The 14,162-nt window shown below is 69.7% G+C and carries 12 protein-coding genes; 8 read left to right on the forward strand and 4 right to left on the reverse strand.

Annotation, left to right across the window (positions count from 1 at the left end; translation table 11 throughout):
• Positions 1-102 precede the first annotated feature (102 nt).
• The 6 genes from HDA40_RS39800 to HDA40_RS39825 are packed head-to-tail and all read left to right on the forward strand — an operon-like array spanning position 103 to position 7,271.
• Positions 103-1,416 (forward strand): ABC transporter substrate-binding protein, encoded by a 1,314-nt coding sequence (locus HDA40_RS39800; RefSeq protein ID WP_253763249.1) that lies wholly within the window; start codon positions 103-105, stop codon positions 1,414-1,416.
• A gap of 13 nt (positions 1,417-1,429) precedes the next feature.
• Entirely contained in the window at positions 1,430-2,464 is a 1,035-nt protein-coding gene (locus HDA40_RS39805) for a Gfo/Idh/MocA family protein (protein WP_253763250.1), read from the forward strand.
• A complete protein-coding gene (locus HDA40_RS39810) occupies positions 2,461-4,335 on the forward strand; it encodes a heparinase II/III family protein (protein WP_253763251.1) in 1,875 nt (624 codons plus the stop codon). Before HDA40_RS39805 ends, HDA40_RS39810 begins: the two co-directional genes overlap by 4 nt.
• The gene (locus HDA40_RS39815) at positions 4,326-5,081 is read left to right on the forward strand and encodes an amidohydrolase family protein (RefSeq protein WP_253763252.1); all 756 of its coding nucleotides are present in this window, start codon (positions 4,326-4,328) and stop codon (positions 5,079-5,081) included. Before HDA40_RS39810 ends, HDA40_RS39815 begins: the two co-directional genes overlap by 10 nt.
• Positions 5,069-5,896, forward strand: a complete 828-nt coding sequence (locus HDA40_RS39820; RefSeq protein WP_253763253.1) for an amidohydrolase family protein — start codon at positions 5,069-5,071, stop codon at positions 5,894-5,896. Before HDA40_RS39815 ends, HDA40_RS39820 begins: the two co-directional genes overlap by 13 nt.
• Before the next feature lie 31 nt (positions 5,897-5,927).
• Complete coding sequence (locus HDA40_RS39825; RefSeq protein ID WP_253763254.1) at positions 5,928-7,271, forward strand: helix-turn-helix domain-containing protein; 1,344 nt, start codon at positions 5,928-5,930, stop codon at positions 7,269-7,271.
• Positions 7,272-7,314: 43 nt separating this feature from the next.
• Here the strand turns inward: HDA40_RS39825 and HDA40_RS39830 are convergent, their stop codons facing one another.
• From HDA40_RS39830 to HDA40_RS39845, 4 genes are all read right to left on the reverse strand, one after another.
• Positions 7,315-8,385 carry an enolase C-terminal domain-like protein gene (locus HDA40_RS39830; protein WP_253763255.1) on the reverse strand — a complete coding sequence of 357 codons (1,071 nt, stop codon included), beginning with the start codon at positions 8,383-8,385 and terminating at the stop codon, positions 7,315-7,317.
• Positions 8,372-9,781: a hypothetical protein gene (locus tag HDA40_RS39835; protein ID WP_253763256.1), complete on the reverse strand. Its 1,410-nt coding sequence runs from the start codon at positions 9,779-9,781 to the stop codon at positions 8,372-8,374. The genes HDA40_RS39830 and HDA40_RS39835 overlap by 14 nt, the downstream gene beginning before the upstream one ends.
• 32 nt (positions 9,782-9,813) lie before the next feature.
• Positions 9,814-10,893 (reverse strand): helix-turn-helix transcriptional regulator, encoded by a 1,080-nt coding sequence (locus HDA40_RS39840; protein ID WP_253763257.1) that lies wholly within the window; start codon positions 10,891-10,893, stop codon positions 9,814-9,816.
• 65 nt (positions 10,894-10,958) lie between these two features.
• Positions 10,959-11,819 (reverse strand): fumarylacetoacetate hydrolase family protein, encoded by an 861-nt coding sequence (locus HDA40_RS39845; protein WP_253763258.1) that lies wholly within the window; start codon positions 11,817-11,819, stop codon positions 10,959-10,961.
• Between the two features lie 117 nt (positions 11,820-11,936).
• Here HDA40_RS39845 and HDA40_RS39850 point away from each other — a divergent pair, with 117 nt between their 5' ends.
• Both HDA40_RS39850 and HDA40_RS39855 read left to right on the forward strand, forming a co-directional pair.
• The gene (locus HDA40_RS39850) at positions 11,937-13,247 is read left to right on the forward strand and encodes an aspartate aminotransferase family protein (protein ID WP_253763259.1); all 1,311 of its coding nucleotides are present in this window, start codon (positions 11,937-11,939) and stop codon (positions 13,245-13,247) included.
• Positions 13,241-14,095 carry a Gfo/Idh/MocA family protein gene (locus HDA40_RS39855; RefSeq protein WP_253763260.1) on the forward strand — a complete coding sequence of 285 codons (855 nt, stop codon included), beginning with the start codon at positions 13,241-13,243 and terminating at the stop codon, positions 14,093-14,095. The genes HDA40_RS39850 and HDA40_RS39855 overlap by 7 nt, the downstream gene beginning before the upstream one ends.
• The last annotated feature ends 67 nt before the right edge of the window (positions 14,096-14,162 follow it).

Here is a 14,162-nt window from a genome sequence, read left to right on the forward strand (position 1 = left end):
GATCTTCATGCGGTCTTGACAAAACTGATTCGGCGGTCCGTAATGATCTATCTGGTGCAACCAAAACCTCCCTTCGGGCACAGTCAGATGCAAGGAGGCATCGTGAGATCCCTGCTGCACAGGGCACGTCGCACCACCCGGGCCGTCGTCGCGGCGGCGCTCGGGCTCACCCTCGCACTGTCGGCCAGCGGATGCCTCGGGTCGTCGTCGGACGACACCGGCGCCGCCGACCCGCAGTTCGAGGGCACTGTGGAGTTCTGGACGATCAACCTCAAGAAGAACTACAACGACTACGTCACCGGCCTGATCAACTCCTACCAGAAGCAGCACCCCAGGGTCACCATCAACTGGGTGGACGTGCCCGGCGCCGAGATCTCCACCAAGCTGCTGGCCGCCATCGCCAGCGGCAGCGTCCCGGACGCGGTGAACCTCGACTCCGGAAACCTGGGCAAGTTCATCCCGTCACTGGCTTCTGTGGACGAACTGCTCGCGCAAGACGCGCTCGCCGACTACCAGCCGAACCTGCTCACCTCGCTGCGCCGCGACGGCAAGCTCTACGCGCTGCCCTGGTACAACGGCGGCGCACCGGTCGGGATCTACCGCACCTCCGTCGTGGGCAAGGCCGGCTTCGACGCCGCCAATCCGCCGAAGACCTATGAGGAGGCGCTCGACCTGGCCCAGAAGGTCTACGACACCGCCAAGGTCAACGGCATGAACGAACTGCCGGGCTACCAGCAGCTGGCGACGATGGGCGTACAGATGATCTCGGCGGACAAGAAGAAGGCGACCTTCAACACCCCGGCGGCCGCCGCGATCCTCGAGGCGTTCAAGAAGGTGTACGACGGCAAGGGCATCGCACCCGGAGCGGTCACCAAGGACACCCGCAACTATCCGCAGAACCTCGACAACTCACAGTTGGCGTTCATGCCGAACGCTCTTCCGTTCGCCCTGCTCAACACGAAGAAGAACGCGCCGAACGTCTACAGCGACCTCACGATCACGAAGGCTCTGAAGAACACCGACGGCAAGTACCTGCTGTTGGCCCAGCAGACCTTCGTCGTCCCGAAGGCGTCCAAGCACAAGCGGGCGGCGGCCGAGTTCCTCAAGTTCGTCACCAGCAGCGAGAACCAACTCGCCTTCTGCAAGCTCGTGACGATCTACCCCTCGACGATCGCCGCGGCCAACGACACCTTCTTCACTCAGGCCACCGGCGAAGAGCCGATCGACAAGGCACGGCAGGTGATCGTCTCGGAGATGCCCGACCTGATCGACGGGTCACTGGGCACCAGCCGGGACTCCGAACTCGTGGAGTTGTTCGCCGAACAGATCCGCGGCTTCATGCAGGGCCAGCAGAGCGCCACGCAGGCGCTGACCGCTGCCGAACAGGCCTGGAACACCAAGCTGGCCGAGAACTAGGGAGAACCACGCAATGCTCAGGGTCGGGATCATCGGAGCCGGCATCATGGCCGCCGGACACGCCGAAGTGCTCGCCGCTCATCCAGACGCCGTGGTCACCGCGGTCGCCAGCCGTACCCGGCACTCCGCCGAGCGGCTGGCCGCGTCGACGTCGGCGAACCCCGCCGTCTTCGACGACGCAGACGCGCTCATCGCCTCCGGTCAGGTGGACGCGGTGAGCATCACGACTCCCGACCCTCTGCACGCCGAGATGATGGTGGCGGCGGCGAAGGCGGGCCTGCACATCCTGGTGGAGAAACCGTTCACCACCGACGTGCCAGGCGCCGACGCCGCCGCCGCCGCGATCAAGGACAACGACGTCCGCGCCATGTGCCTGTTCAACCATCGTTGGGTTCCGGCATACGCGCAGGCCAAGCAGCGTATGGCTGAGATCGGCCAGCCGGTGGTGGGCTACGCCCGCAAGGACGACACGATCTTCGTCCCCACCGAGATGATCTCCTGGGCCCAGAGCACCACCTGCGCGTGGTTCCTGTCCAGTCACGACATCGACTTGATGACCTGGCTGATGGACGACCAGATCACCCGGGTCTACGCGACCGCACGGTACGGGCGGCTGCGGCGTTCCGGGATCGACACCCCGGACGCCATTCAGATCCAGGCGCAATTCTCCCGAGGGGCGATCGCCACGTTCGAATCCGCGTGGATCTACCCCAACACGTTCCCGACGGTCGTCGACAGCTACGTCACCGTCGCGGGGGAGCAGGGCGTGATCCAGCTCGACCGGCAGAAGGAAGGCATCACCATCGCCACCGAGCAGGCGTACGCCTATCCGCGCAACATGCTCCAGCGGGTGGTGCACGGCCAGCCCGCGGGCGCGTACCGCGACGCCATCCACCACTTCGTGGATTGCGCCCGCTCCGGAGCGCAGCCGCTGGTCAGCGTAGCGAGTTCCCGCCACGTGACCGCAGTGCTCGCTGCGGCGCACGAGTCGATCGCCTGCGCAGCGCCCGTCGACGTCGCCCCGGACCCCTTGGAGGCACTGCGATGACCCCCACCAGCGTGGAGAAGCCGCACCACGTCGACGACGCGCGCATGCGGCACATCAGCGACGCCGACCTGGCCGAAGCGTTCGGCGTCGCGACCCTCGCCGACCTGCGCGCCCAGCTGTCGCTGCCCGGACGTCCGCGGCCGGTCTGGGATCCGGCCCGGTGGGCCGCGGCGAATCCGGCGAGCGGGCCGGCGGTGGTGGCCGAGGCCGACGCGCTGCTCGATCGGCAGGTCGACTTCCTCGACCGGGGCATGGGGCGCTCACGGCTCTACGGCTTCCACTACCTGGGCTGGCTCAACCCGCTGATCCAGGCGGACGCCCTGACCGGGGATCCGCGGTACGCCGAATGCTTCGAGCGTTTCTTCGGCCAGTGGTACGACAGTCGCGACGACGTCGTCGGGGACTGGCCCGGCCTCGACGTCATCTGGTACTCGCTCGGGGTGGCCAGCCGAGGCGCCGTCTTCGCCAAAGCGCTCGCCGTCTTCGGCGACCGGTTGAGCCAGACGCGCTGGGCGCAGCTGGTCAAGGCGATCGTCGGCGGCGCGCGCTGGGCGTACGAGGAGCACGACAGCTTCCGGCACGGCAACTGGCAACTGTTCAGCGTCGCCGAACTCTTGCACGTCGCCTCGGTCTTCCCCGAGGCGGTGGAGGCGCCGGCCTGGTCGGCACGGGCCCGGCAGCGTCTGCTCGACCACCTGGACCGCGACTTCTACGCCGACGGCGGCCATCATGAGCGTTCACCGGGCTATCACACGATGTGCCTGGAGGCGCTGCACCGTGCCGCCGTCATCGGCGAGCAGCACCTGGGCTGGGATCTGGCCGCCGACGAGCGATTCCGGGCCACCCACGACTGGCTCGCCAAGCTCGCCGACGACGTTGGGTGGATCCCACATCTGCAAGACAGCGGCGTGGTGTGGCCGGCGAAGCTGCTGTTGCGGGGAGACTACTTCCATCCCGGGCTCGGCTACGGCGACCTCGCCGCCGGCTGGCTCACCCCGGCCGAGATCGCCGAAGAGCTGTCCTGGCTGCCGCCGGCGCCGCCGCGCGCACCGGCGGCCCACGCCGTGGTCCGCGGGTCGGAGCTGCTGGCGACCAGCCGGTACGCGATCCTCCGCGGCGCGGGCACGCAAACGGTCGTGAACTTCGGCCCGCACGTCGGCCACGAGCTGGAGTCGCACAGTCACCACGCCGCCCTCGACTTCGTCATCGCCGCCGACGGCGTGCCGCTGGCCTGGGAGGCGGGCTGCCCGCCGTCCTACGACGACCCCGGCTACTACGACTGGTACCAGGCCACTCGCGGCCACAACACGGTGCAGCCGCACAACGCGCAGCTGTCGACCGAACGCGCGGTCGTCGTCGACACGTTCGCGACCCTGCCGCAGCTCGACGTGTTCGCCGCCCATCACGACGGATATCCGGTACGCCACGACCGGCGGATCGTCTTCGTCCGGGCCGAGCCGCACTATTGGCTGGTCACCGACGTCCTCGGCCAGAACGGGTTCGTCTGGCGGATCCACGGTCTGGCCCCCTGGACCGATCACGGGCCGGGCTATCGCACGGCCGGACTCCTGGTCGTCCCCGCCGATCCCGCCGGCGTCGAACGCTCCGACGGTCCGGCTCGCATCCCCGACGCGGCGACGCGGCAGGCCGACTACGGCACCATCCACGGGCTGCACCTGACCTTCGACGGCGACCGCAGCGACGTGCTTCTGACGCCCGCTGCCGGGCAGCAGGCGCCGCCGACCCTCAGCCGCCGGGGACGAACACTCGTCGTGCGGGTGGGCGACTACGAGGACCACGTGACGGCGACCCACTGGAAACGGTTCGACGCCCACACCGGCACACTGATCGAGGACGCCGCATGGAGCTGATCGACGCGGACGCGCTGCTGGGTCGCCACCCACGCGCCGACGTCGGGCTGGGCACGGTCGCACAGCTACTGTCGCGAATGGACACCGTCGGCATCGACTCGGCCGTGGTCGGGCACACGCTGTCGTGGCTTCACGATCCCGCGGCGGGCAACCAGCGCGTTTTAGAACTCGTGGCCGACCAGCCGCGGCTCAGCCCCGCCTGGGTCATGTTGCCGGCGCACAGCGGCGAAACCGGACCGGTGGACCGCTTCGCGGCCGCCGCCCTCGACAGCGGAGTCGCGGCGGTCCGGCTCTACCCGGCCGATCACGGCTTCGACCTGACCAGCGGCGACTGCGCCCCGATGCTGGCCGCCCTCGCCGAGGCCGGCCTGCCGGTGCTGCTCGACGCCGGGCAGGCCGGTTGGCCGGCGATCGAGGCCGTCGCGGCGGCCCATCCGGACCTGCCGATCGTCGTCGGCCAGGTGGGCTACCGCTCACTGCGGGCGGTCGCCGGCGTGCTGTCGCGTACCCGCAACGTCCATATCGGACTGGCGAACATGTCCTCACACTGCGGGCTCGAATGGCTGGTCGACCAGTTCGGCGCTGAGCGCTTGATATTCGGCACCGGCGCGCTGGAGCGGGACCCGGCCGAGGCCGTCACCCGGCTGTTGTGGTCCGAGCTGACCGACGAGCAGGTCGCGGCGATCGGCGCCACGAACCTGCGCGACCTCACCGCAGGAAGGTGTACGCCGGCATGTCCTCGCTGACCGGGGCGGTATTCGCCCGCCAAGCCCAGCGGCAGTTCGCCATCGTCGACGCGCACGCGCACGCCGGGCCCTACAGTCTGTTCTTCATCCCCGACAACGGACCCGACGCGATGGTGCGGGTGATGGACCGCTGCGGCGTCAGCCGTACCGTGTTCTCCAGCCACCTGGCGATCCAGCTCGACGCGTCGGCCGGCAACGACGCCACGGCCGCCGCGGTCAGCGCGCACCCCGGGCGACTGTCGGGGTATCTGGTGGTCAACCCATGGCAGGACCCGCACGCCGAGGTGGAGCGTTACGCCGGCGACCCACGCTTCAGCGGCATCAAACTGCACCCGAGCCTGCACCATTACGCGCTCACCGGTCCGCGCTACGCGGCTGCCTTCGAGTACGCGGCGCACACCGGCTGCCCCGTGCTGACCCACACCTACGCCGGCTCCGAATGGGACGACCTGTCGGTGGTCGCCGCGGTCGCCGAGCGCTACCCGAACGTGACGATCCTGGCCGGCCACAGCGGAATCACCCCGACCGGGTTCGACGCTGCGATCGCCGTGGCGCGGCGGATGCCCAACGTTGTGCTGGAGGTGTGCGGCTCGTTCATCCGCGGCGACGACATCACCCGGATGGTGGCCGAACTCGGCCCCGATCGGGTCGTGTTCGGCAGCGACTTTCCTTTCATCGACCTGCGCATGTCTCTCGGCCGGGTGATCTTCGCGCAGCTCAACGATGACGAGCGGGCGGCCGTGCTCGGTGGAACCATGCTCTCCCTCCTCGGCCGACAGCGGTCCGCGCACGATACGCTACGAGGGGTAGCGTGAGATGCGACGCAGTGGCCGGAGGTCGTCACAAGTGGCACGGCTAGGTTTGGGCACCGGATCCGAGATCGTCATCGGCGTCGTCGGTCCGCTCGATCTCGTCGAGCGGATCATGTTCATGGGACGCGAGCCCGGCACCCGGGACTGGCGGCTGGTCGGCTCGGCGCACAACGCGGAGCAGGAGACCCGCGAGCGGCTCATGAAGATCGTCGACGGCATCGACGTGGCTTTGTTCACTGGTCCACTCCAGTACGACCTGGCCCGCGCCGAGGGCGAGCTGCCCGTCCCCGCCACGTACGTGCCGGTCTCCGGTGCGTCGATGTACTCGGCACTATTGGGCGGGACCGTCGCCGGCACCTGTGATCCCGCCCGGGTGAGCGTCGACTCGATCGCCGAGGCCGACGTCAAAGAGTCCTACGACGAGATGAACGTGAGCACCGCCGGCGTCCACGTGCTCGAATACCAGGGACCGACCTCGGTGAAGGAGTTCCTGGCGTTTCACGAGCGCCTCTATCGCTCCGGCAAGACGTCCGCCGCGTTGACGACCGTGCGTACCGTCGCGCAGGGGCTGCAGGCCGCCGGTGTGCCGGCGCTGCGGATGCTGCCGACCGCCCGGACCCTGCGTACGGCCCTGAACACCGCAGCCCTGCTGGGAACCGGCAGCAAGCTGGAGGAGTCGCAGATCGCCATCGCGATCGTCCAACTGCCGCAGGCGTACCGGCAGGGGCACATCGGGCCCAGCAACTACTGGCAGCAGGAGCTGCGGCTATCACTGCACCGCACGCTGCTGATCGAGGCGCAGCGGATGGGCGCCACCGTCATGCCGTGGGCCGAGCACAGCTATCTGATCGTCGCGACGGTGGGCTCGCTGGCCCAAGCGACCGACGGGCTGCGCGCGGCGCCGTTCCTGGACAGCATCCGCGAGGAACTCGGCGCGACCGTCGAGATCGGTATCGGCTTGGGCCGCAGCGCCCGCGACGCCGAGGTCAACGCAGCCACCGCGGTGGGGCAGGCTTCGGCAACCGAGGCGGTCCTGATCGACGCCAACGGTGACGTGATGTCCCTGCCCGCCCGGCCGCACCAACGCCAGGCCGATCCCGCTGCGGCGACGGTGACAGCCTCATCGGCCCGGTCCAAGGGCGTACAAGTGCTCGGCAAGCTCATCGACCGGCTGGGCGTCGACGGCGGATCCGGCCCTGAGGTGGTGGACGCTGAGGCGGTCTCGGAGCTGCTGGGGATCAGTGCGCGAAGCGCCCGGCGTACCCTCAACGAACTGGTCGAACAAGGTCTGGCCTGGCCGGTGCCGGTTGCTCGGTCGGCCCAGGTCGGCCGGCCACGCCAACAGTATCGGCTGGTCGCCGAGAAGCTGGGGCGTTAGCCGCCGGCGCGAGCGTGGCGCACCCGAACCGGCGGCCGAACGCTCAGCCCACCTCAATATGACCGTCACGGACGCCGACCAGGGCAGGCTTGGCGCGCTTGAGGTCGTCGTTGGCGGCCGGGCAGTACTGGCGACTGTTGTACTCGAACGCCGGTGACGACCACGGCAGCGCGGCCGCCAGCCGAGCCGAGTGTTCGAGTGCCAGATCGACGGCGGTCAGGTCCTGAATGGTGACGAACATCCGGTGCCGCTGGGCGAACGCGTGCGCGCGCAACGCCAGGCTGGTGCCCTTGCTCGCTTTGACCACCAGGCCGCTCCAGCCCTGATCGCGCAACCCGCCGAGCTGCTCGGCGGTGGCCAGTCCTTCGTCGACGAGCACCGGTTTGAGTCGCCCGACCGCGCGCAGACCGCTCGGGTCGTCACCGGCGTCCCTCGGTATCGGCTGCTCGAGATAGCCGATCGCGGCGTACGCGTCCGGGTCGTCGGCACGCACCCGTTCGAGCAGCTCGACTACGCCGGCGGCTTCGGCGTACCCCTCGTTGGGATCCAAGGACAGCCGCGGCCGGCCGGCGTGGCGGAAGACCTCACCGACCCTGGCCGCGTCGGCCGCGGGGCTGCGACCGGACAGCTTGATCTTGACGTGCCCGATGCCGTCCGGCGGCGGCGCAGCGGGATCGTCGACGCCGACGACGTGCTGCACCGGCAGACGGCGCCGCAGCGGCGGCGGCAGTGCCGACAACGCGGCGTGCACCGCGTTGTCGACGGCCGCCAGCGCCAGCGTGGTGGCCAAGGCCGGCATGGCGCCACCGATCGTGGCCTGCGCGACGGTGTCGTGGACCTCGATCGGGTCGGCCGTGCGAATGCCGTCGGCCGCCTCGGCCAACGTCACCGCCGCCGCACGCATCAGCTGGTCCTTGCTCGCCCAGGACAGCTGCGGATCCCCGGGCCAGGCCCACGGCACCGAGAGCATGCTCGCCCCGGCGCCGTGGCGCTGACCCGATCGGACCCGCACGACCGCCATCGTGACCCGGTCGATGCTCGCCCCGGACAGATGCAGCGGCCGAGCGAACAACACGTCCCGGAACTCGATCCCCGTGACGCTAAGCGGCGCCATAGATGCTTGCCACCGTGTTGTAGGTCGCTGCGTAGCTGGTCCGCACGCCGGTCGTGTCGTAGGTGTCGGCGCCGGTCTTGTTCAGGCAGTAGATCAGTGAGCCGTCGGTGATGCCGAGCGCGGCCAGGTCGAGTGCCGTGTCGACGACGGCGCCGACGTACGCCGGTGTGGGCGCGTCCGGCTCGCGGGCGAGCTTGGACGCGTAGGTCATCAAGGTCGGCTTCATGTTCGGCACGAAGCCGTAAAGGTAGGCGGTGGAGCTGCGGGCCGCCGTCCAGCCGGTGCCGGAGTCGAAGTCGCCGCTAGTCACGGTGAACCCCGTTCCGGCGATGCTGTCGAAGGTCATCGCGGTGTGGAAGTTCGCGACCGCCTTGGCGTCGTACATCTCGATCCGCAAGGTGGCCGAGGACTTTCCGGCCAGCAGCGGGCGCAGTACCGAGTCGCTGATCGTCACCGCGGTGCTGGCCGGCGTACCGGCGATGTCGCGGGAGAAGACCACGGTGTTGTCGATGGCGACCCGGGCGTAGCGGTATCCGGCGGTGGCCCCGGTGAAGTCGTCCCAGACGTCGAAGGTCAAGCCGTAGGAGGCGGCTGTCGGGTTGACGCTGACGGTCGTGGAGTACGACGTCTTCCAGCCCGCGGTGGAGGCGGTGTTGGGCGGGAAGTAGAACTGTGCGCACCGGGCGCTGCCGGCGCAGCTGATCGCGTCGTACACGGCGCGGGTCTCCGGATCGGCGTTGGCCGAGTTGGTCATGTCGATGCCGTTCGACTCATTGCGATAGGGGAATATGACGCCGTCGATGTAGTAGCGGTACGCGCCGAGCATGTTGCTGTAGCCGACGAGATTCGGGTAGTACAGCACCGGCCGGAACTTGACGGCCGGGTTGACCGCCCGCGCCGCTGTCACCATGCTCTCGGTGTACGCCCTGGTGTAGGTCGCGGCGTTGCCGGCGAAGTCGTCGATCGCCCACCCGGTCAGGTTCGGGTAGGTCACCGACAGTTCGGCGATCTTCGTCGCCCACTGGACGTAGTCCAGGTAGTACGGCGGCATCTCGTTGCCGGCCGTGTCCTTGGACTCCGACGGCGGGCAGAGGTACACCCAGACGTCGATACCGGCCGCGGACGCGGCGGTCAGAAACGCGGGCAGGGTGTTCCAGTCGCGCCCACCGCGCAGGCCGTAACAGATGAGGTACGCGTACGTGTTGACGTGGGCGCCGCTCAGTTTGGCGATGGTCGCGGCGACGTCAATGTCCTTGTTGGCGTCGGTGTACCGGATCGGGGTGGCGTAGTCGCCCTTGACCGGCGACTGCGCCGCCGTGGCGACCGACGGGACACCCAGGACCATGGCGCCCAACGCCATGACCACGGTGATCGCGTGAATGAACAGTTTGCGCACGTGGAACCCTCCCTAGCGAATGAGAAGCGGGTTTAGTGCAGACGCTGCCGCCGGTAGTGGGCCGGCGGGCAGCCGAGGTGTCGCTTGAAGACGATGCGGAAGCGTTTGGCGCTGGTATAACCACTGCGTGCGGCGATCTGCTCGATCGGCAGTCCGGTGCCGGTCAACAACGCCCGCGCGTACGCGAGCCGGCACCCGGTGAGGTAGTGCCGGAAGGTCTCCCCCCGGCGGCGGCGGAACAGGTGCGAGATGTAGAACGGGCTGACCGCCACGGCTCCCGCCACCGAGTCCAGGCTCAGCGCCGGGTCGCCGAAATGCTGTTGGATGTGGGTGATCGCGAGTTCCAGGGGGTCGCCGGGCCCGGCGTGGTCGCCGATGAGGCGGGCGATGAGATTGTCCAGCCACAGCCGCAGGTAGGACCGTTCGTGGATGTCGGCGAGTTCGAACAACTCGGTCAGCGGGACCGACGACCAGTCCACCGATCCGTCGGCCAGGCGTTGGGCTCCGGTGGCCTCGGCTGCGCTGAGCAACGCGGCGATCAGCCCGTGGCGCAGCGACTGCGGGGTGGCGCCCGGCTGAGCGGCGGCGCGCCCGACCCAGTGAATCAGAACCTCGACCGCTGCCCGCCGGTCGCCCCGGCGCAGACAGGCCGACAAGGTCGTCTCCACTCTCGCCGGAGGCCGGTCAGGTTTCGCCGGAGGCCGGGCGGATGGGACGCCGCCCGGCCGGGCGTCATCGGACGGCAGGATGACCCGGTCGCCACCGTCGGCCAGCAACTTGCGGTCGGCGGTCCGCGTGGCGGCCCGTCGTGCCTGGTGCACCGGGGCGGGCCGGCCGATCACCACGGTCGCCGTCAGCTCGGTGCCGCGGCGGATCCGGTCGCGTATCTCGTGGGCCAGGTCGGCCGCCTGCCGAGCCAATGTGTGGCGGTCCTCGCCGGCGAGCGTGACGATCCAGCTGTCGGGTGGCTCATGGGACACCTCGACCCGCTCCAGCGACTCCATCTCCGACCGGCATCGGGCGAGCTGGTCGGCCGCCCAGCGGTCGCCCCGGCTGCGCGCCCCGAGGACGAAGTCGTCCGCGTCGACGACCATGGCAACGGCGTACCGCATGGACAGACGGTACCGAGACGTGGGCAAGTTACGCTAGTCCCAAATTCGTTTAACGGCCGACCGAATCATCGCGGCGTGAAACGTACGGGGTTGATCAGCGTGCCCAAGCCGGAGACCGAAGCGTGCATGACGTCGCCGTCGGACAACGGCGCCAGGCCCGCCACCGTCCCCGTGGCGATCACGTCCCCGGGCGACAACGTCATCCCGTCGGACAGATCCTCGATCAGCCGCGGGATGCCGAACACCATGTCGGCGGTGTTGGCCTGCTGGCGCAGCCGGCCGCCGACTTCCAGGCGCAGCTCCAATGCCTGCGGATCGGGCACCTCGTCGGCAGTCACCAGGTAAGGGCCCAGGGGCGCGAACGTGTCGAACCCCTTGGCCTGGTCCCAGGGCACGTTGCGCTCCATGTTGGCCAGTTGCAGGTCCCGGGCCGTGACATCGTTGATCACCGAGTAGCCGGCGACCGCCTCCCGCCATCGTTCGGCCGGCAGGTCCCGAGTCTCGGCGCCGATGACGATCGCCAGCTCCACCTCATGCTCGAGGTGGCGCGTCCGGGCCGGTGCCACGACCGTCCGCCGATGGCCGATCAACGCCGACGGAGGCTTGAAGAACAGCACTGGCTCCGGCGGCACCTCCAGCCGGCTCTCCGCCGCGTGAGCGGCGTAGTTCAACGCCAGGCAGCAGATCTTCGTGCAGGTGGCCACCGGCGGCTCGAACAGCACCGCCCGCGGGTCCAGCGGCGCCGCGCCGGTGCGCCGCATCCGGTCCACCGCCTCAGTCAGCTCGGCGACGCCGTAGTCGCGCAGCAGCGCGACGGGATCGCCGGACATGCCCGACGGCAGAGTCAGCAGCGCGCCCGTCTCCCGGTCGAGAGCGGCCACCTCGACGGGTGCGCCTTCGGCGCGCCTGATCCGTGCAAGAAACATGCGGCCCAGCCTCGCGGGCATCCAAGGCCCCGGACAAGGCCACCCAGTTGCGCTACCTACCCGTTTCTTGTCCTGTTCCTTGACCGGCACCACGCCCGGGTTCGTAGCGTCACAGCCGTGACCGCCGACGAACGCCCCCAGACCATCGCCACCCAGATGCACGCCGCCGCCCGTCAGGTCCTCGCCGGCGGGGTGTCCAGCGACGCCCGCCGCCTGCCCGGCACACCGCTGTACGTCGACCGGGCCGCCGGATCGCGGCTGTGGGACGTCGACGGCAATTCCTACCTCGACTACGTGCTCGGGCAGGGCCCGGCGATTCTCGGGCACTGCCCGCCGGAGGTCGTCGACGCGATCCGTACGCAGGCCGGGCGAGGGATCGTCTACTCCGCCCAGCACGAGGCGGAAGTGACCGTGGCACAACGGCTGTGCGCCATGGTCCCCGTCGCGCAGCGCGTGCGGTTCAACACGGTGGGCTCCGAGGCCGTCCACGCGGCGCTGCGCCTGGCTCGCGGCTACACCGGACGCCCGAAGGTCCTCAAGTTCGAAGGCCACTACCACGGCTGGTTCGATCCGGTGCTCTACAGCGTGCACCCCGCCGTGGACGCCGCCGGGCCGGCCGAACGCCCACAGCCCGTCCCCGGCACCGGGGGACAGCAGCTGAGCAGCGCGGCCGACCTGGTCCTCGCGCCCTGGAACGATCTCGACGCCCTGCGTACCCTGCTGGAGCTGCACGGCGAGCAGATCGCCGCGGTCGTCATGGAGCCGATTCTGTGCAACACCGGCGCGATCGTCCCCGACCCCGGCTATCTCGCCGGCGTACGCGAGTTGTGCGACCGGCACGGCTGCCTGCTCATCTTCGACGAGGTGATCACCGGGTTCCGGGTCGCGCCCGGCGGCGCGCAGGAACTGCTCGACGTCACACCGGACCTGGCCGTCTTCGGCAAGGCGATGGCCGGCGGCATGCCCGTCTCGGCCCTAACCGGACGGGCCGAGGTCATGGACTTCATCACCGACGGCACCGTCGCGCACGCCGGAACGTTCAACTCGCACCCGGTGGCGATGGCGGCCGCCGCGGCCACGCTGCGGATCCTCGACGAACAGCGCGACGAGATCTATCCCCGGCTACACCGGCTCGGCGCGGCCCTCATGGACGGCATCCGCGCAGCGGCGGCCAAGGCGGGCGTCCCGATGCTCGTCGACGGGCCGGGCCCGATGTTCCAGACCTATCTCACCACCAACGACCGGGTACGCGACTACCGCGGTTTCGCCGCCACCGACCGCGCCGGGATGGCCCGCCTGCACGGGCTGCTGCTGAACCAAGGCGTGAACATGGTTCCGCGGGGGCTGTGGTTCCTATCGGCCGCGCATACCGACGACGACGTCCAGCGCACCGTCGACGCGGTCGCACGTGCCCTGGAGCAGTGGTGATCCGGGTCGGCATGGTGGGGGTCAACACCTCCCACGCGACGGCGTTCGCCACGGCGATCGGCACCCTGCCAGATGCCACGCTGACCTGGGTGTGGGGTGGCGAGCTGCGGCCGGGCCAACCCGACGCCGCGGCCCTCGCCCGCACCCACGCCATCGCCGACGTGGTACGCGCACCCACCGACCTGCTGGCCGAGACCGACCTCGTCCTGATCATCGACGACACCGGCGGCGGTCGCAGCCACGCGGCGCTTGCCCGCCCGTTCCTGCGGGCTGGGGTGGCGACCTTCGTCAACAAGCCGATGGCGCTCGACCTGGCGGAAGCGGTGGAGTTGTTCGGCTACACAACCGCGGTCACCAGCTCGTCGGCGCTGCGGTTCAGCCGGGAGATCGCCGCCGCCCGCGAGGAAATCACCGCTCTGGGCACCCTGTCGAGTGGGATCAGCACCGGGCCCGGCGAGTGGTTCTACTACGGCGTACACGCCGTCGAGCAGCTGTTCGCCGCCACCGGCGGCGGCGTCGCATGGGTGCAGCGGCTGACGTGGCCGCAGCGGGACGTGGCGATCCTGGGCTACCACGACGGGCACACCGCCGTCGTGCAAACCCTGCGCGACGCGAAGAACTCGTTCGTGCTGAGCCTGCACGGCGAGCACGGTTGGCTGACCGTCGAGACCCTCGACGCCACCGCGTTCTACCGCGGGCAGATGGCCGCGACGGTGCACATGGCGCGTACGGGGGTTCCACCGGTAACGGCGGCCGAGACGTTGGAGGTGCTCGCCGTGCTGCGCGCCGGGGAGGTCTCGGCCGAACGCGGCGGGTCCCGCGTCGCGCTTGCCGAGGTTATGCCCTGACAGGTGTTCCGCGGCGACGTGGGACGAACACGCGGGGTCGAGGGACGGCGGGTGGTGTCGTGCGTCC

The sequence above is a fragment of the Hamadaea flava genome, assembly GCF_024172085.1.
Classification (GTDB): domain Bacteria; phylum Actinomycetota; class Actinomycetes; order Mycobacteriales; family Micromonosporaceae; genus Hamadaea; species Hamadaea flava.